At 62.9% G+C, this 17,378-nt stretch carries 16 protein-coding genes; 7 read left to right on the top strand and 9 right to left on the bottom strand.

Annotation, left to right across the window (positions count from 1 at the left end; genetic code table 11):
• Positions 1–3: 3 nt before the first annotated feature.
• The 9 genes from rlmN to HHL09_RS13330 form a co-directional block, all read right to left on the bottom strand.
• Positions 4–1,089 carry a dual-specificity RNA methyltransferase RlmN gene (rlmN, locus tag HHL09_RS13290; protein ID WP_169455115.1) on the bottom strand — a complete coding sequence of 362 codons (1,086 nt, stop codon included), beginning with the start codon at positions 1,087–1,089 and terminating at the stop codon, positions 4–6.
• Positions 1,090–1,131: 42 nt separating this feature from the next.
• Positions 1,132–1,941 carry a hypothetical protein gene (locus HHL09_RS13295; RefSeq protein WP_169455116.1) on the bottom strand — a complete coding sequence of 270 codons (810 nt, stop codon included), beginning with the start codon at positions 1,939–1,941 and terminating at the stop codon, positions 1,132–1,134.
• Entirely contained in the window at positions 1,934–2,794 is an 861-nt protein-coding gene (locus HHL09_RS13300; protein ID WP_169455117.1) for a hypothetical protein, read from the bottom strand. Before HHL09_RS13300 ends, HHL09_RS13295 begins: the two co-directional genes overlap by 8 nt.
• Positions 2,794–3,477, bottom strand: a complete 684-nt coding sequence (locus HHL09_RS13305) for a hypothetical protein (RefSeq protein WP_169455118.1) — start codon at positions 3,475–3,477, stop codon at positions 2,794–2,796. Before HHL09_RS13305 ends, HHL09_RS13300 begins: the two co-directional genes overlap by 1 nt.
• Positions 3,478–3,556: 79 nt before the next feature.
• Complete coding sequence (locus tag HHL09_RS13310) at positions 3,557–3,943, bottom strand: (deoxy)nucleoside triphosphate pyrophosphohydrolase (protein ID WP_169455119.1); 387 nt, start codon at positions 3,941–3,943, stop codon at positions 3,557–3,559.
• A complete protein-coding gene (locus tag HHL09_RS13315; protein ID WP_169455120.1) occupies positions 3,940–4,662 on the bottom strand; it encodes a metallophosphoesterase family protein in 723 nt (240 codons plus the stop codon). The genes HHL09_RS13310 and HHL09_RS13315 overlap by 4 nt, the downstream gene beginning before the upstream one ends.
• A 65-nt stretch (positions 4,663–4,727) precedes the next feature.
• The gene (locus HHL09_RS13320; RefSeq protein WP_169455121.1) at positions 4,728–5,687 is read right to left on the bottom strand and encodes a hypothetical protein; all 960 of its coding nucleotides are present in this window, start codon (positions 5,685–5,687) and stop codon (positions 4,728–4,730) included.
• Positions 5,688–5,690: 3 nt separating this feature from the next.
• Complete coding sequence (locus tag HHL09_RS13325) at positions 5,691–6,608, bottom strand: ABC transporter permease (protein WP_169455122.1); 918 nt, start codon at positions 6,606–6,608, stop codon at positions 5,691–5,693.
• Positions 6,609–6,629: 21 nt separating this feature from the next.
• Complete coding sequence (locus HHL09_RS13330) at positions 6,630–7,484, bottom strand: ABC transporter ATP-binding protein (RefSeq protein WP_169455123.1); 855 nt, start codon at positions 7,482–7,484, stop codon at positions 6,630–6,632.
• A 128-nt stretch (positions 7,485–7,612) separates the two neighbouring features.
• Here HHL09_RS13330 and HHL09_RS13335 point away from each other — a divergent pair, with 128 nt between their 5' ends.
• The 7 genes from HHL09_RS13335 to nth all read left to right on the top strand — a co-directional run bounded on the left by HHL09_RS13335 (position 7,613) and on the right by nth (position 17,367).
• Positions 7,613–9,019, top strand: a complete 1,407-nt coding sequence (locus HHL09_RS13335) for a toxin-antitoxin system YwqK family antitoxin (RefSeq protein ID WP_169455124.1) — start codon at positions 7,613–7,615, stop codon at positions 9,017–9,019.
• A 62-nt stretch (positions 9,020–9,081) separates the two neighbouring features.
• Positions 9,082–9,885, top strand: a complete 804-nt coding sequence (locus HHL09_RS13340) for a hypothetical protein (RefSeq protein ID WP_169455125.1) — start codon at positions 9,082–9,084, stop codon at positions 9,883–9,885.
• A 150-nt stretch (positions 9,886–10,035) separates the two neighbouring features.
• Positions 10,036–11,697 (top strand): ATP-binding protein, encoded by a 1,662-nt coding sequence (locus HHL09_RS13345; protein WP_169455126.1) that lies wholly within the window; start codon positions 10,036–10,038, stop codon positions 11,695–11,697.
• On the top strand, positions 11,694–13,766 hold the full coding sequence (locus HHL09_RS13350) for a hypothetical protein (protein WP_169455127.1): 2,073 nt from the start codon (positions 11,694–11,696) through the stop codon (positions 13,764–13,766). Before HHL09_RS13345 ends, HHL09_RS13350 begins: the two co-directional genes overlap by 4 nt.
• A gap of 21 nt (positions 13,767–13,787) precedes the next feature.
• On the top strand, positions 13,788–15,770 hold the full coding sequence (locus HHL09_RS13355) for a hypothetical protein (RefSeq protein WP_169455128.1): 1,983 nt from the start codon (positions 13,788–13,790) through the stop codon (positions 15,768–15,770).
• Between the two features lie 287 nt (positions 15,771–16,057).
• On the top strand, positions 16,058–16,729 hold the full coding sequence (locus HHL09_RS13360; RefSeq protein WP_240963787.1) for a 3D domain-containing protein: 672 nt from the start codon (positions 16,058–16,060) through the stop codon (positions 16,727–16,729).
• Positions 16,730–16,737: 8 nt separating this feature from the next.
• Positions 16,738–17,367 (top strand): endonuclease III, encoded by a 630-nt coding sequence (nth, locus tag HHL09_RS13365; RefSeq protein WP_169455129.1) that lies wholly within the window; start codon positions 16,738–16,740, stop codon positions 17,365–17,367.
• Positions 17,368–17,378 lie beyond the last annotated feature (11 nt).

Consider the following 17,378-nt stretch of genomic DNA (forward strand, 5'->3'; position numbering starts at 1 on the left):
GACCTACTTCCGCTTCACCGGTGCCTCGATGATCCCTTCCTCCGTCTCCTGCTTCAGCCGCAGCTGGCCGCAGGCCGCATCGATATCGTGACCTTTCTCCAGCCGTAGGGTTGCCGCCACGCCTGAATTCTTGAGGATATCCCGGAAAGCCCGGCACTGGTCTTCGGAAGGCCGCACCCAATCCAGTCCCTCCACTGTATTGTAAGGGATCAGGTTCACCTTCGCCTTCAGGCGGCGCGCATGGCCCGCGAGAATGCGTGCCTGCTCCAGATGATCGTTCACGCCCTCGATCAGGATGTACTCCAGCGTGAGGTGCTGCTTCTTCTTCGAGTTCCAGTAATCCAGCGCATCGAAAAGCTCTGCCGTGCCCCATTTCTTGTTCACCGGCATGATCTGCCCGCGCACCTCATCGGTCGCGCCGTGCAGGGAGATCGCCAGGCGGATCTGCTGCGGATGCTCCGCCAGACGGCGGATCTGCGGCACCAGCCCGGACGTGGAAATCGTCAGATGTCGTGCCCCCAGATGTAGGCCCCAGGGCGAAGTGATGATCGAAATCGCTGCCAGCAGGTTGTCCAGGTTCGCCAGCGGCTCGCCCATCCCCATGAAGACGAGATTGTCCACCCGTTCCCCGGAGAGGCGCTCCGCCATCAGCACCTGTCCCGCGATCTCCGCTGCTTCCAGATTCCGGCTAAAGCCTGCCAGCCCGGAGGCGCAGAACTTGCAGCCATAGGCGCAGCCCACCTGCGAGGACACGCACAGCGTCCGCCGGTCGGAGCGCTCGCCATAGAGCGCCGGGTTTGCCGGAATGAGAACGCTCTCCACGTAGCGGCCATCGTGCAGCTTGAAGAGGAACTTCCGCGTTGTATCGCCGCTGCCCTGCGTGTGCGTGTGGTCCAGAGCGTGCAGGCGGAAGGAAGTGCTCAGCTTTTCGCGCAGCGCCGCCGGCAGATTGCTCATCGCCTCCACCGAGGCCGCTTTCTTCTTCCAGATCCAATCGAGGATCTGCCCGGCGCGGAACGCGGGTTGGCCCTCGGCGGCCAAATAGGCCTCCAAGGCGGCGGGGTCATATCCAGTCAGCGCAGGCAGCACGCCCGGAAGATGGACCGGATGCGCCTTCGGGCCAATACGTAACTATCGGGCTTTCTCCACCCCCGCCCGGGCGTCCAGCGAGCGTTGGATCCATTGGTCCGTCTCGGCATCCCGGATCATGATTTGTTTTCCCCCGATGGTCTTCACGTAACGCGAAAAGCCTTGTTCGCTCGCAAACCGGGCCGAGATCAGCAGCGGGAGCCCGGGATCGGAATCCGCGGAGAATCCCGCACCCAGATAGATGGGAAGCTCCGGCGGCGCAGGATCGCGGAAATCGGTCGCCATCCTGATCCACGCGCCTCTTTTTACGGTCTCGAGCTCCGCCAGGGAATTCGGGAAAGGCCACGGCGGCTCATCCTGTTTCGTCGCGGTACTAACCAGTTCGAGCCAAAAGTCGCTCACCATCGAGCCTTGCGTCCATCCCGGTCTCGAGGGGGAATGATGGACCCACTTGACCCCTGCCAACTGCGTCCCTTGCAGGATGATTCCCGGCACCAGGAAGGAGATCACGAACAACACCGGCACGATCATCGCCAGCGCGAGGGTGGATCCAAGTGACCAGCGCTTTTCGCGCCGCTTTGCCCATGCCCGCAGGAACCCATGCCCCACTGCCGCTGCGATGATCAATGCCAGCACCCCCGGCACCCACGTCGCCGCATTCGTGGACATCCGTGGCAGATGGTCGTTCAGGAAAAAGATCCAGCCGGTCACAAGGCGCCACAGCACCTGCGCAATTCCGGTGAAGTAGAGGAACGGGATCGCGAGGAAGAGTAGAAACATCCCCACGAGGAAACACAGGATGATCGCAACGATGATCTGCTGCACCCTCTGGCTCGTGGTGGCTTTACTCATGCGCGGGGATCTCTGCGGCAGGGGTTTTCTCGTATTTCTCCAGCCACTCGTTCACCAAGGCAACCGGATAGATCATGCAGGCTCCATCTTCGAAAACGACGATGACCTGTCCCTCGACTGCCGGTGAGATGAGTCGCATGGGGATCTCGGTGTTTCGGAAGAGCGGAGCCCCGGGTGGTACGAGAACAAAAGGCTCGGCTGCCCTGCCCTTGACGCTGATCCAAGTCTTGGGAGCTTTGGATACATAGTGGTCATCGATCTCCTTCGAGGTCGCGGGGTATCTGCCTTCGGTTTCAACGAAGTCATCGATCGCTATCAAGAGCTGCCGGGTGCGTACCATTACTTCCGTTCGGGCTCTCGGTCGTCCATCGGTGATCATTTGGTCCTGCGAGAGCCACGCCAGTTGATGAGCGATTCCACTGAGGGCAATCGCCGCGGCGCTGCATAAAAGGACCAGTCCAAGTATTGCTCCCGATTGCGCGAAGGACCAAGCCCGTTCCGATCCCTTCGCCACCAGCCACCAGCGGATGAAGCGATGTACGAGAAACGCCGTAAGAACCAGGCAGCCCAGCGGCAGCAGCAGCCCGCGCCACTTCGGAAGCAAGCCCGGCACCGTTTCGTGGAGATGCAATGCCCAGCCGAAAAAGAAGCGGATCGGGATCTCGAGAATAATGAGGGACGAAGTAAAAAAGGAGATGACCAGCACCAGCAGGCACACCTTCAATGCAATCGAGACTATCGTCACGAGCAGGCCGTGTTGTGGCCTCCCGGCAGCAGGCGTTTCCTCGCGCACGATCCGCTTGCAGGCCGTCACCCAGCTCTTCTCCTGCTCTTCTGGAAGCCCTTCCGGCATTAGCGCAATTGCTCGTCGATGTCCTTCTTCAGCGTTCCTTCGGCCCGGTCCTCGATCGTCCCATCCGCCAGCAGCACGAAGCGCCTTCCTCCCGCCGTGGAGGGCTCATAGACCAGCACCTGCCGACCGCCGCCCGGCCTCACCTCAGGCATCAGGCAATAAAGGCCGCCGCCCTTGAAGCGCCACAGCTGCGGCTCGATCCCTTCCACCAGCGGCCCCGCAGGTGCCTTTCCCTCATGCTCCTCCGCATAGGCCCAGATCGCACCCTGAAGATCCCGTAGCGCCTCCCTGCGCTCTTCCTTTGAAAGATAGGCCACGCCGCCTTCCCGCGTGCGATAGCCCACGCCCTGCTTCTCCCAGGCACCCGGAGTCAGCAGTTCCCGCGCACCGGAGATCATCGTCAGCACCACATAGAAGAGCAGGCCGGAGATCGTCACCACGCCCAGTGCCTTGCGGTAGTTCAGCACCGGCAGCGCCGTGAAGGTCTTCGCCAGATAGTTCCACAGCAGCTTCACGCCCCAGGACACGAGGAAGAAGGCGAAGAGGAAAAAGGACAGCGCATCCAGCCGCGCCCGCGCCATATCGGTCAGAGTGATCACCGTCATCCCCGCGGACGCTTGGCTAGTGGCCGCGAGATAGAGGAACGTGGGCAGGATCAGCGATGCGGGTTTGGAGACAGCCACGATAGGACAGTTAGAGAAACCGTGAACTCAGGGCAAGGTTCCCCCGGTGAAAAAGCGATGAAGCCCTCTCCTTCTCCGCTCAAGCCATCCACCGCCACTCCGCCAGGATCGGCACATCCGCCTCCGCCCAATCGAGCTCGCCCAGCTCTTCCGCATCACACCAGCGGATCTCCTCGTGCTCATGCGGGTGCGGTTGGCCGCGGACCACCGTGCACACGAATGGATGCAGGCGGATCGGCCCTCGCCCGTAGTCCCAGACCACCGGCGTCAGCGCCTGTCCGGCTTCAACGATGATGCCCAGTTCCTCCTCCAGCTCGCGGATGAGAGCATCCACGGGATCTTCCCCTTCCTCCACCTTGCCGCCGGGGAATTCCCACTTTCCGCCGAGGTGCTTTCCCTCCGGGCGTTTGCAGGCGAGCAGGCGGCCTGCGGGGTCAAGGATCAGACCGGCGACGACCTCGATCATCGGCCGTCGGCGAGGCGCTCGGCCAGCATCGCAGGGAGCCCCGCATCGAGGATCTTCTGCTGGGTGGTGGCGATGTCGTACTCCACGCGGCGGAAGACCACCATCTTGTGGTCCAGATCGTAGATCGCGTAGCAGCCGCGCCAGTCGCCATCGCGAGGCTGGCCCACGGAGCCGACGTTGATGAAATACTTCGAGCCTTCCTCAATGATGATCGAGTCGGCGGGCACCTCCTGCACCTTGTCCGTCTTCACATAGACGCGCGGCACGTGGGTGTGGCCGTGGAAGCAGACCTGAGTGAACTGGTACGAGAAGTTCGACATCGCGTCGAAGCGGTTCGTCACGTAGTTCCAGTTCGCCGGCTGGTCCAAGGTGCTGTGGACGATCGTGAAATCCTCCACCTGACGCACCATCCGCAGGCGGCGGAGCCAGACACGCTGCTCCTCGCTCAGCTGGGCGCGGGTCCATTCGAGGGCCGCGGCCGCCACCGGGTTCATGGAATCCAGCGAGTGGGTGCCGGAGGCATCCTCATCGTGGTTTCCCTTCACCACCGGGATGTTCATGGCCTTCACCTTTTCGAGGCAGGCCGCCGGATCGGCATTGTAGCCCACCACGTCCCCCATGCAGACGTAGTCCGTGCAGCCCTGCTCCTCGGCATCAGCCAGCACCACCTCGAGGGCTTCGAGATTGGCGTGGATGTCTCCGAAAAGGGCGATGCGCATTGGGGAAAGCTGAGGCGGGAGAGGCTTTAGGGGAGGCTTCGGGCGGCTGTCGAGTCAAACCACGGTTAGCGGGTAAACCGACGCTCCTCGATCAGCTTCTCCCTTTGCAGGATGAAGCTTTGCGGGCTGTCCGGCGCGATTCCGGCCCGGCCCTCCAGCAGCCGGATGGCGGTTTCCACCCCGTCGTTTGGCAAGCGGCCGCTGACATTCGTGAAATACGCGCCCAAGTTGCGGAGCGCTTTCGTCTCGGAGCCGAAGTTTGCGATGGCGGCCGCCACGGGGTCTTCCGGGCGGGATTTCTGGGCCTCCAGAACGTAGTTCAGGCAAAGTAGCGTGGGCACCCGGTTTTCCGGCACCTTCAGCAGTTCGCGGACCTCCGCCAGCGTCTTTTCGGGGTCCTGCCCGGCCCGGGCCTCGGCCAGCAGGCAGTAGCGGTAGATCGATGGCGGCGCACCTCCGGTCTCGATCGCTTTGTTGTAGGCCTCCGACGCCTTCCGGTCGTCCGGGAAGAAGGAGGGATTCGAGCAGAAATTCCCCAGCGCCACCCAGGCCCGCCAGGAGCCGGGGTTATTGTGGGCTCCGCGTTCGAAGAATCGACGGCCTTTTTCCACCCACCGGCGGGCTTCCGCTTCGGCCCGCAGCTTCGGCAGCTTCGAGTCGGACCGGTAGGCGGACGCGGCATTGTAGCCCACGTGCCAGCCGCCGATGTCCCAATAGTAGGGCGTCCGCGGGGACAGGCGCACGGTCGTCTCCGCATTGTCCTCCACCTTGTTCCACAGTGTCTTGGTGAAGTTTTCCGTCATTTGGAGGCTGGTGAAGGAGGAAACCAGGGTCCTCACCCCCGCCAGTGCCACGACCATGCTGTTCTGGCCGATCTTCTCCTTCACATCGATATCCAACTCCTCCTCCAGCAGCCCTTGTCTGCGGAAATCGCGGGTCATCGCCTGCTCCATGGGCATGCGCAGGGCTCCCGCGGCGATGATCACGCCGAGGGCGATGAGGATGGGCCGGAACCGGGAAGTCATACGTCAGAACTCCTTTCCGGCGAAAACCAGCCACGAGACGAAGAGGTGCAGCACCACGTAGAACGCCGTCAGCCCCATCAGGGTGGCCAGCGCCGCCGGTGGCAGGGCGATCCCCTGCACCACCGAGTCCACCACATTGTAGAGCTTGAAGTCCGGGAAGATCGTGGCGAGCAGCATCGCCCCGATGCGCTCCAGGCGGCTGGTGCCCTCTCCGGCCAGGAAGACCTCACGGGCCTCCGCTTGGAAATTCCCGATGAAATAGACCAGCACCGCCGTGACTGTGGTGAAAAGCGTGCTTGTGGAGAAGGTCGAGAGCAGCAGGGCGGTGGAAGCGATCACCGCGGAGCGCAGGAAAATCGCCAGCGTCGCCCCATGCAGCCCCCACGTCGGCCCCTGCAGTTGGACGTCCTGCCGCAGCGCCTCCCGCTGGGCTTCGGACAAGCTGGCGAACTCGCTTCCTCCCATTTGATCGCTGAGCAGCATGCTGGAGCGGATGGCCAGCACCCCCGTCATCAGCAGATCCATCACCACCAGGGACACGAAAATCAGCATCAGAACCCCGCCCAGCTTCCCGATCAGGTAGTCGAGCCGCGGCACCGGCTTGGCCAGGATGGTGTACAGTGTCCGGTCCTCCACGTCCTTCGGCAGCAGCAGGGCGGTGGCCACGATCCCCAGCACCACCGAAAAAAGGGTCATCGTGCCCAGCGAAACGCTTCGGATCGAGCGCAGCACGTCCGCCCCCTTCAGGTCCGGGCGGCCCATGTCCTGGATGTTCAGCAGGTTGCTGCACAGCAGCACCACCGCGAAGATGCCGAGGAAATAGAACACCTTCATCCGCACCAGCTGGGTGAAGGTGTGCATCGCGATCACCCCGATGCGGCGGGGATTGAGAGGGCGGTTCTTCGCGGGACTGCTGCTCATGGCCATGGCGCGGGAAATCTATCAGGGGTCCACCCGGTCGACGGTTTCCTGGAGGAAGAGTCGCTCCAGCGTGGTTTTCGGGCGGCCGGAGCGGAGCAGCTCGGCGCTGCCGTCCGCTGCCACCAGCTCGCGGACCTTGGCGACCAGCTCCGGGGAAGCATCCCGCAGGATGATCTCGGTCTGGTCCTCCACTGCCAGAAGCTCCTCCAGCGGGCCTTCTTTTACCATCTTGCCCCGGAAAATGATGCCCACCCGGTCGCAAACCTCCTGCACCTGCTCCAGCAGGTGGGAGCAGAGGAAGACCGTGATGCCCCGCTGCTTCAGGTCCAGGATCAGGTCCCGGATCTGGCGGGAACCCACCGGGTCCACCCCGGCGGTCGGTTCATCGAGAATGACCAGCCGCGGATCCTGGATCAGTGCTTGGGCCAGGCCGATCCGTTGGAGCATGCCCTTCGAGTAGCCGCCCAGACGGCGGTCGCCCGCGCCCGACAGGTCCACCAGCTCCAGAAGCTCCCTCACCCGGCTCTCTAGCGTGGCACCCCGCAGGCCGCAGAGCTTCCCGTAGAAGCGCAGGGTCTCGGAGCCGCTGAGATGCTTGTAGAAATAGGGATTCTCCGGAAGAAAACCGACGTCCTGGCGCGAATCCACCTTCAGCGAGTCGTTCCCGAAAATCCGGCAGGTCCCGGAGTCCGGGCTCACCAGGCCGAGGAGCGCCTTCATGGTCGTCGATTTCCCGGAGCCGTTAGGGCCGATCAGCCCGTAGACTTCACCCGGCTGGATGCGGAGTGAAACGTGGTCCACTGCCAGCAGCGGCTCCTTGCGCCCCGCCGGGCGGAACGTCTTCACAAGGTCGGTGATTTCAACGGCGGGGTCCATGGTGGCGCGCGGAGAGTAGAGGGCAAAGCGATGCAGGCAACGTGTTTTGCCAATCGGATTTCCCTGTGAGCCCGCCCCATCGCTTTGATCTGGCAAGATCCCGGTCGATCCACTCATCTGGTTTTTCCATGAGACATGTGATTCTGGCTCTCTCCTTGATGCTGCCCGCGCTGGCGCAGGAACTGACTATAGATGAGTTGAAGGACCATCTGGCCACCGATGTCGAAGCCTTCGACGAGGTCAGCATCCCGGCAGACGGAAAGCCCGGCAACTTGTCCGTCCGCTTGGGTGAAAAACCCGTGAAGATCCAGGACGAGGTCTTCGACGGCTTCCGCTTTCGCTGCCCGGAGCTGGGGGAGGGGAAGGATTTCGTCTGGTACTTCAATGTCCCGAAGCACTGGGGAAATTGGTATATCCTCCCCGTGGAGGGAAAACCCGGCCAAGCCTTCAAGGGCTGGCTGGATGGCGACAAGCTCTACACCGGCTTCGACAAGGCCGCCGAAAAGGACCGCCTGCGCATCCTCCAGACCCTCACGGGTGAATACTTCAAACCGGGTGCTGAATACATCATGTGGTTCCGGAAGACGGGCGAGGGCGATGCCTCGGATCTCCGGGGCACCGTTGCCTTCGCGAAGAAAGAAAAGGGCGACTCCTGGGACCACGATGCCGTCGAGAAGGCCCTCGCCCTGAAGGAATCCCCGGCCGCAGAACAGGTCGAAGCCATCGGCTCGAAGGGCGGCCGCATCCTCTTGGACAAGGAGTTCTTCGAGCCCGGCTACGGCGAAGGCCGCATCGACTCCATGTTCACCAGCATCCGCCAGACCAAGCGGATGTCCGGGGGCTTCTTCATCACCATGCAGATCTCCGTGCCCCCCTGCACCTCTGAGCCGCTCCTCAGCGCCATCGAGAAGAAATACGGCCCGCCTGATTTCGTCCGGGCCGCCACCGAAACCGACAAGGTGCGGAAAGCCGCCGGCGCTGAAGGCCTGGACGAGGAGGAAAAAGAAATCACCCGTCACTATTATGACCACTTCGCTTTTGAGACGGAGACCGGCGCGAAGGAGCCGAAGGTCCTGTGCGTCTCCACCGTCGGTGCTGATTTTTCCGTGCTGAAACCGGAACCCACCGGCTCCTCATGGGCCTCGATCGATATCGAGAACCTCGTGGTCTTCCACAAGGACGGCAAGGAAGTCGGCCGCGCCTACTACTTCCTTGAGGACGACAAGAAGCCCGTCTTCATCACCGTCCCTCCCGCCGGAGAGTATCGCCGGGGTAAGGACGACGTGCTGATTGCCAAGGGCAAGGGCGAGTGGGTCCGCGAGAGCTTCTTCCCGGACGGCAAGATCGCACGCCGCATTCCCTTCAAGGACGACCGCATGCATGGCAAGGCCGAGGGCTTCCATGAAAACGGAAAGACGAAGTTCGTCGCCGAGTATCGGAAAGGCGTGCTCGATGGTGAGCTCCTGCAGTTCGACAAGTCCGGGAAGGAAGTCAGCAAGCGGAAGTTCAAGGAAGGCAAACCCGTGGAAGAATGAATGGAATTCCGTGACGCGGGATTTCTTGTCAAAGACCCGGCCTCATGCAGGGTGGAGGAGTTATGAAAAAGCTTTTCGCCACCCTGTCCGCGGCGCTGCTGGCGCTCCTCAGCTCCTCCTGTCTCGATCACGAGGCCACCATCACGATCAACAAGGACGGCAGCGGCACCATCACCGAGCAGACCCTCTTCAGCGCGGAGGCCAGCGCCATGATGGAGCAGATGGCAGGACTCGGCGGGGAGGGGCAGGACCCCCTTGCCAAGATGATCGATGCCGAAGCCACCGCCGCCAGCGCCAAGAAGATGGGCGAGGGCGTGGAAGTCGAGAAGGCCGAGAAGATCGACAAGGACGGACGCAAGGGCGGCCGGGTGACCTACAAGTTCAAGGACATCAACAAGGTGAAGTTCGTCATGGGCGGCTCCATGGCAGACGCTGGCAAATCCATGCAGCCGCCGGGCCTGCCGGAAGAGAAGAAGCCCGAGCAAAAGCCGATCACCTTCAAGCTCGAAGACGGCAAGCTCACCCTCACCAATCCGCAGGACAAGCCCGTCACCGCTGATGGCGAGAAGCTGGAAAAGCCGGAGATCGATGAACAGCAGCTCGCCATGGCCCAAGGCATGTTCAAGGACATGCGCATGGCCCTGAAGGTCCAGTTCCCCGGCGGCATCCAGGAATCCGATGCCGACCACGTCGCCGGTAACACCATCACTCTCGCGGAAATGGAATTCGCCAAGCTCGTCTCCGATCCGGCCAAGCTGAAGAAGCTCATGGAACTTGATGACCCGGCCGCTGCAGCCAAGGCCTTTAAGGGCGTCGATGGCTTGAAGGTCGAGAGCAAGGAGACCATCTCCGTGACCCTGAAGTAAGCTCCCGCTCGCTTCCTCATCCTTTCACGACAGGACCCGGCACCCGGGTCCTGTTTTGTTTTCTAATCCCCGGGAGATGTCCGCGGCTCCTCCAATTTCACCCGCGGAATCCCATCGACATCCCCGCAGCCAGCCTTTGATCTTCGGGCGATGCCAGATGCTCCGCTTCCTGCCTGGGCCTCCGAGATCGTCGCCCGCTACGACAGCGGTGCGGCGGGCCAATTCATCCTCCATGGCAATGTGGCCGACCGCATGTTGCTGCGTGTCTCCGGCGGTGCGAAGCTGGGCAGGCTGAATGACTACCTGTTAGATGTGCTCCTGCCGCGCTTCCAGGTCGTGCTCTCTTATGACCCCGGCATGGGCCTGCGCGTGGAGCGGGGGAAGGAGATCTTCGCCGAATGGCCCTCCTTGAAGGAGCTCGGGGAGATGCCCTCGCTGCCCTTGCCCGCCGTCCGCGTCATCGCTCACTTCCTCCAGTATGCGCGGAATCTCCGCGCGGTCGGTGCGAAGAGCGTCTCGGTCGCCGTGATCCTGCGCGATGCCCAACTTTACGTGCCGATGCTCCCGCAGTCGCTCAATCACGAGCTGAATGCCATCGCTTCCATCGTCCGCTCATGGGGCAGCGATACCACCTTGGCGACGCACGGCCAGGCCGTCTTTCTCATCGCAGACCGCATCAATCACCTCCATCCCTTGGTCGCGGACAACCCGCGCTCCGCGGAGATCGGCGTCCCGCTGCCAGATGCCTCCGAGCTCGCCGGTGCCCTTGAAGTGCTGAAGCCCGAGTGCCCGAAGGCCTTGGAAGATGGTATCGACTTCGCGAAAATCGCCTCGCGCCTCGCAGGTACCTCCATCGCCGCCTTGGAAGCCTTCCTCCGCCAGCGGAACCACGCCGGCAAGCCCTTGGGCGATGCCGATCTCGGGGAACTCCGGAAAGCCCTCGTCGAGCGCGATGCCGGTGAGCTGATCGATTTCATCGAGCCGGATCGCACGCTGGATGACGTCATCGGCTTGGAAGGCGTGAAGACCCGCCTGCGCCAAGACCTCGGGCTCTGGCGTCAGGATGACACCGCCGCGCTACCCATGGGCTATCTTTTCAGTGGCCCCGTCGGCACCGGAAAGACCTACCTCGCCGAATGCCTCGCGGGGGAAGCCGGCGTGCCCGTCGTCACCCTGCGGAATTTCCGGGATCGCTGGGTCGGCTCCACCGAGGCGAATCTGGAAAAGATCTTTGCGCTCCTTCACGCCCTCGGCCGCTGCATCGTCTTCGTCGATGAGGCGGACCAGGCCCTCGGCCGCCGCGCGGCAGGCTCTGGCGACTCGGGTGTTTCCAGCCGCGTCTACTCCATGCTCGCCGCGGAAATGTCCGACACGCGGAACCGCGGGAAGATCCTCTGGATCCTCGCCTCCAGCCGTCCGGATCTGATCGAGGTGGACCTCAAGCGCCCCGGCCGCATTGACGTGAAAGTCCCCATCTTCCCCACGGCTACCCAGGAAGAAGGCATGGTCCTGTTAGGCGCGCTCTGCAAACGCCGCGGCATCCCTCTCGATGATGCTGCCAAGACCTCACTCCTGCCGCTCGTGCCGCCATGGCTCACGCCCGGTGCTGCGGAAGCCTTGGCCGTGAAGGCCTATCGCCTCACCAAGACCGGCACGCCGGATCCCGCCGCGGCCCTCCGCACCTGCCTGCAGGGCTATCGTCCACCGGTCGATCCCTCCATCATCCGCGCCCAGATGCAGCTCGCTGCCGAAGAAGCCACGGATGCCGAGTTCGTGCCGAAGGAAGTGAGCCTCTACCTCACCGGGACATGAGCGCGCCGCAGCCGCCGTCGCCCTCGGACTCGCGCCTCGAGCGTGATTTCATCGAGCTCGCCACCCTCACGCTCGAAGATGCCCCGGGGGCGAGGGATGAAGCCCGCGGCGAGCTGATGGCGCGGCTCATGCAGTCGCCCACTCCGGACCGGGATGCCCGCTTGGAGTCCGCGCTCTCCCGAATGGCGAAGGTGCTGCCAACGCCATGGCAATGGCGCGGCGTTCTGAGCAGTGCCGCTGTCCTGCTGACCTTGCTTGTCCTCCTCGGGATTCAGGTCTTCATCGCAGCCCCTGAGATCCAGCTCTTCCGGATCGGGCAGGGAAAAGGGAACCCTCAAGCATGGTTCGACAAACTTCCGGAAGCCGACCGCGATTTCATCGCCGCGGGAAAAGCCCAAGGCATTTACTCCGGGCTTTTCGGAGGGCAGCCGAGAACGATCGCCGGTTTGGATCGCTACCGGCAGGCCTACCCGGATGACCCTGCGGTCTTCGAATACTGCGCGCAGGCGTACATCCGGGAAGCGAAAACACTTCCTCCCGGCTACGAGGAAACTTGGAAGAGGATCGATCCGGACAATGGCATCTGGAATCTCCTGGCAGCGGTCCTGAAGTCGGCACGCCCAGCGGGAACGGGCACGCCTCCGCCCGAAGATTTGGCGGAAGCTCGGCGTCTGTTGGATGCGGCGCTTTCGGCTCCGTACTTGGACACCCGAATTCCGGAGCTAAGCGTCCGCAGGTTGGCGAAGTTTCCGTTGCTTCCCCAGACCTTTGTCGGGAACTCCGCCGGTCTTCGTTTCGCCGAACCGGTTGTGACGAGCGGGTATGACGTTTCCCTCACCGCAAATGAAGTCTCCCGCTTGTTCCATATCCTGGCCATGCACTACAGCACCACCCGGGATCAGGACGGCCAAAAAAATCAGGAGAGGCTCAGATCCCTCATCCCGGCGTGGCGAGAACTTTCCGCACGGCTGCTGTTGGAATCGAACAGCTACGGGAACTTCCATTCAAAGCTTTACCTCCTCTCCATGGGATCCGTCCTCGAAAGCTCCGCGGGTGCGCTCAATCTGGGCACGGAAGAGAAGCGCGTGGGCCAGCTGCTCGCGGAAATCGAACGGATCGTTCCGATTGGTCTGAGCCGCAGGTCGGGGCGATATGGACTCGTGACGATTCATCCCGGGGTGAACCATACCGAAGGTGCCAGCACTTTGGCCAAGCGACGCGCGGAGCGCAGCCGCATCGGAGACCCGCCGGAAGCGTACCTCCCCGGCAGGCTCTCGGAGATTGCGGCCGTGGATCGCTTTCTGGCCATGGCCTCTGCCCTCCTGCTGCTTCCCGTCATGGCCTTGGCTTGGTTCGAGTCCTTCCGTCGCGGTCGGCGGGTCAATGGGCTCGCCGATGGCTTGCGGCCTCTGTTCTCTTGGGCGGATACCGCTTGGACCATCACCCTAGGTTGTGTCCTGCCACTTCTCTGGTACTGGGGAATCACCCGCCTCACCCCCTTGGGCCTGCATGATCTGGATCTCGCCCCGCGCCGCCCCTATCTGGCACCGGCCCTGCAGGGGTTCTCTGCGTTGTTACTGTCCCTTGTCCTAATGCTACAGGCCCTCCAGTGGCGGCTGCATCGGCGGCTTGGCTTTCTCGGTCTGGCTCCCCGCCATCTGTGGATCGGCTGGGCGGTCGCCGGCTTCACCGCAGCGTTGCTCCCGTCTCTCGGGGCCCTTCGGTCGGTTTCTTCTGCCGGCGGACCGGAGATTCTCTATGGATTCATCGCGGCCTGTGGCATCCCGCTCCTGTGGCTGCTCTGGCAGGCGGGTGCCCTGCTTTTTTCACCGGGGAGCAGCGCGCTCGCAGGCGTCCTGCTGGCGCGGCTGCTCATCGCACCTCTCGCCGTAGCCTGCGCCCTCATGCTCGGAATCCAGATTCCCCTCAAATCCATCGAGCAGCATTGGCTCTCGCTCGATGAGGTCACCCGCTGTGACCTGAGCCAAGGAGGAATCCCTCCTGCCGAGGCGAAGAAGGTTGAGGAACTCGCACGGCGATTGGCCTCCGTGCTAAGAGACACCGAATAAAATAACTACCCGGACCTCGTGATGGACGACTTTTCCCCACCCCCCAGCGAAGAAATCCCGACCCGCTTCCTGGAGCTGGCTACCCGTCCGCTCGAAAATCACCCCGAGGTCCGCGATGACGCGCAGGGCGAACTGATGGGCCGCCTCAATTTCGCCGCCCGGGGCCGGGAGGCCGAGGTCGATGACGCAACCACCCGCCTCGAAACTTCAGCGCCCGGCAACTGGGTGGGGCAAGCCATCGCGATCGCGGTTCTCCTGCTGGTAACGATCGTCCTCGCGGTGGCCGGAGGCTTCGCTCCCTTTCTGGAAATGAGGAACGCCTTCGGGGTCATGGTTACCGAGGGGCCTGAAATTGCGGTCTTCAAGAAGCCGGCGGAACTGACTCCGGAACAACGGGACTTTATGGCCAGCACCCTCCCTCCCGGGGGCGGGTCCTTGTTCGACTTCGAAAGCCTCCGGAAGAAGTACCCGGATGATCCCGCCGTCTACGAAGCGGTCATCAATTTCGACTTCTCCCGGAATACGGTCCCCGCGGACTACCGTGAGACTTGGCAGCGCCTCGACCCCCACAACGGCATCTGGTCGTACAAGGTGGCGATGAAGAAGATGAGTGAGGCCGTGGATTTTGGGGCAGGCATGGTGCGGGACGAGGCCGTCTTCACCGAAGGCTGGGAAGCTCTTCAGGAAGCGCTGGCTGCGGAGCATTTCCAGTCCCGCTTGCCGGCGCTGAGGACCCGCTACGTGGAACTCCTCAAGCCACAGGAAACCGTGATCGGCCGCAGCGGCCAATTCGTGCTGGCCAACTATCTCGGCTACGGAACCAACTTCTCCTTCCCCCAGCCGCTGGCCACCGCCTTCAAGATTCAAGCCGGACGGCTGGAGACGGCGAAGGACACTGCGGGATTCCACCAACTCGTGAAGAATTGGCGGCGGCTGGTCCGCAAGCTCTCCGCGGATGTCCGCACGGATCAGGACAACTACGCGATGCAGACCATTTACCGGGCGAACACCGAGCTGCTCGACGTCGCCAAGCGGATGGGAGCCACCATTGACGCGGGGGAATTGGAAAGGATCGAGCGCGAGATGTCTGCCCCCTCGTCCTCCAGCTTCGCCCACGTCGGGGAGATGAGCATGATGCTGCGTTCCACCGGCGGCATGTATTGGGAGGGAATGGACCGGGAGCTCCTCAAGCCGGGTCGCATGGCCGAATATGCGTTCACGGATCAGATCGTCGTGATCCTCGCGCTGGCGGCTTTGGTGATCGTGGCCATCTTCCTCTGCATCGAAAGCGTCCGCCGCGGCAAGCGGTTGAATGGCCTGGCCAATGGCTTGGAGCCGCTCTTCACGGGTGAAGACTACCTCTGGATCGCAGGCTTCGGCGCAGGAGTCCCGCTGCTTTGGTTCGTGGGGATCTCCGGCTTCACCCCGCTCGGCTGCCGGGACCTCGGGTTCCTGGAGTTCGAGGCCCCGATCTCGATGATGCAGGCGCTCGCGGCCTTCCTCTTGGTGGGCGCGATGCTGATTCAGACGGCTCAGTGGCGCATTACCCGCCGGACCGGTTTCCTTGCCTTGGGCAGCCGGCACCTGGTCGTCGGCTGGATCATCGCCCTTCTGCCTGCAGCGACCATTCCGCTGACGGGGACGGTCCGCTACTGGAGCGGCTCCCGGGAAGACTTCCTTCTGGCCATGCTGCTCAGCTGTGGGGTCCCGGCGCTCTGGCTCCTCTGGCAGGGCGGCGCCATGCTCTTCTCCCCGGGGTCCAGCGCCTTGGGAAAGGTGCTTCTGGCCCGCAAGCTTGCTTGGCCCGTTACGGGCCTATGCGTCCTCTTGCTGGCCTCCTATCCGCTGCTGCGCGCCGCCGAGAAGCGGTGGATCGCACAGGATGAACTTACCAGCCGCGATCCTAGGGATGGAGGTCTCACGAAGATGGAACAGATCACCATCGACAAGGGGAGGGAGCAGCGGCTGAAGGCCATCGGCAGCGATGTCGACCCCGGGTGGTGAGTGGATCCCCCTCAAAAAAATTCTCCTACCTGCCGCCCAAGCGAACGATTGTTTTTTGGCAGGAAAGCGAGGGACACAGGCATCGGGAAACCAAGCACCGGTCAGGCTCTAACGCCAAGCCTTTCACCGCTCCTGAAGTCCAAGCTTACGTAACTGGCACACCCTGAGCTTTCACGGCTTACCACTAACAGTGGATTTTGGGGTTGCCGCCCCCCTCCGCGATCCCGTAGAAACCGGAGTCTCGAATAGCGCACTTCCTTAACAATCAAGTTCGCCTAACAAACTGCATGACTTTCCGCCTCGCTTCCGCCGCCGCGCTTGTCGCCCTGCTCTTCTCGAGCTGCGCCACGGATTCGGACCTGACGGTTCTCTCCAAAGCCCGCGCGAATCGCTCCTCCGGCACCTACTCGACCGGTAATTCCTTTGGCCCGGTGGGTGTCTACACCACCTCCCAACCTTCCCCGGTGTTGGCCCAGCAGGCCGCCGGAAAGCCGAAGGACAAGCACGGCATGCCTTTCTACAAGGCTTCCGAGCGCACGCGCCTCGTTCGCACCACCGCTTATACCTGCTCCGAGGATGACCACATCGAGTACGGCTCGATGAATGCCGCGGGCACCCCGCTCCGCTACACCGACCGCGTCCGCAGCGCCGCTGCCGATTGGGCCGTCTACCCGGTGGGCACCGTTTTCCGCATCAAGGGCATGCCCCAGCTTTTCGTGGTGGATGACTACGGCTCGGCGCTTACCGGCACCGGCACCGTGGATATCTACACCCCGAGCAAGCAGTACATGGGCGCTTGGGGCCGCCGCAATGTCGAGCTGACCGTCGTCCAGTGGGGTTCCTATGCCCGCAGCGCGGAAATCCTCGCCAAGCGCACTCACTTCCCGCACTGCGCGCAGATGTATGCCGCGATCAACCGGATGACCTCCGGCCAGACCGCTGCCACGGCATCCCGCTAAGGTCTGTCATGACCCGCGCTGAACGGGCCGCCCACGTGGACCGGCGGCTCGCGGAACTCTACCCGGAAACGCCGATCCCGCTGGATCACAAGGACCCCTACACCCTGCTGGTGGCGGTCCTTCTTTCCGCGCAGTGCACCGACGCCCGGGTAAATACCGTGACTCCCGCGCTCTTCGCGCTGGCAGATAGCCCGCAGGAAATGGCCAAGGTGCCGGTGGAGAAGATCAAGGAGATCATCCGCCCCTGTGGCTTGTCCCCGCGGAAATCCCAAGCCATCAGCGATCTCTCGAAGATCCTCATGGATCAGCACGGTGGGCAGGTCCCCGCCGACTTTGAGGCTTTGGAGGCCCTGCCCGGCGTAGGGCACAAGACAGCCTCCGTGGTCATGGCCCAGGCCTTCGGGGTCCCCGCCTTCCCGGTGGATACCCACATCCACCGCCTGGCGAAGCGCTGGAAGCTGACCGAGGGGAAAAACGTGGAGCAGACCGAGCGGGATCTGAAAAAGCTCTTCCGCCGCGATCGATGGAATGCACTCCACCTCCAGATCATCTTCTATGGTCGGGAGCACTGCTCGGCCCGGGGCTGCGATGGCAAGTCCTGCCTCCTCTGCCAGGAGCTGTTTCCCCGAAAGCGGTAAACGCGCATCCT

Source organism: Luteolibacter luteus (genome assembly GCF_012913485.1).
GTDB classification, from domain to species: Bacteria; Verrucomicrobiota; Verrucomicrobiia; order Verrucomicrobiales; family Akkermansiaceae; genus Haloferula; species Haloferula lutea.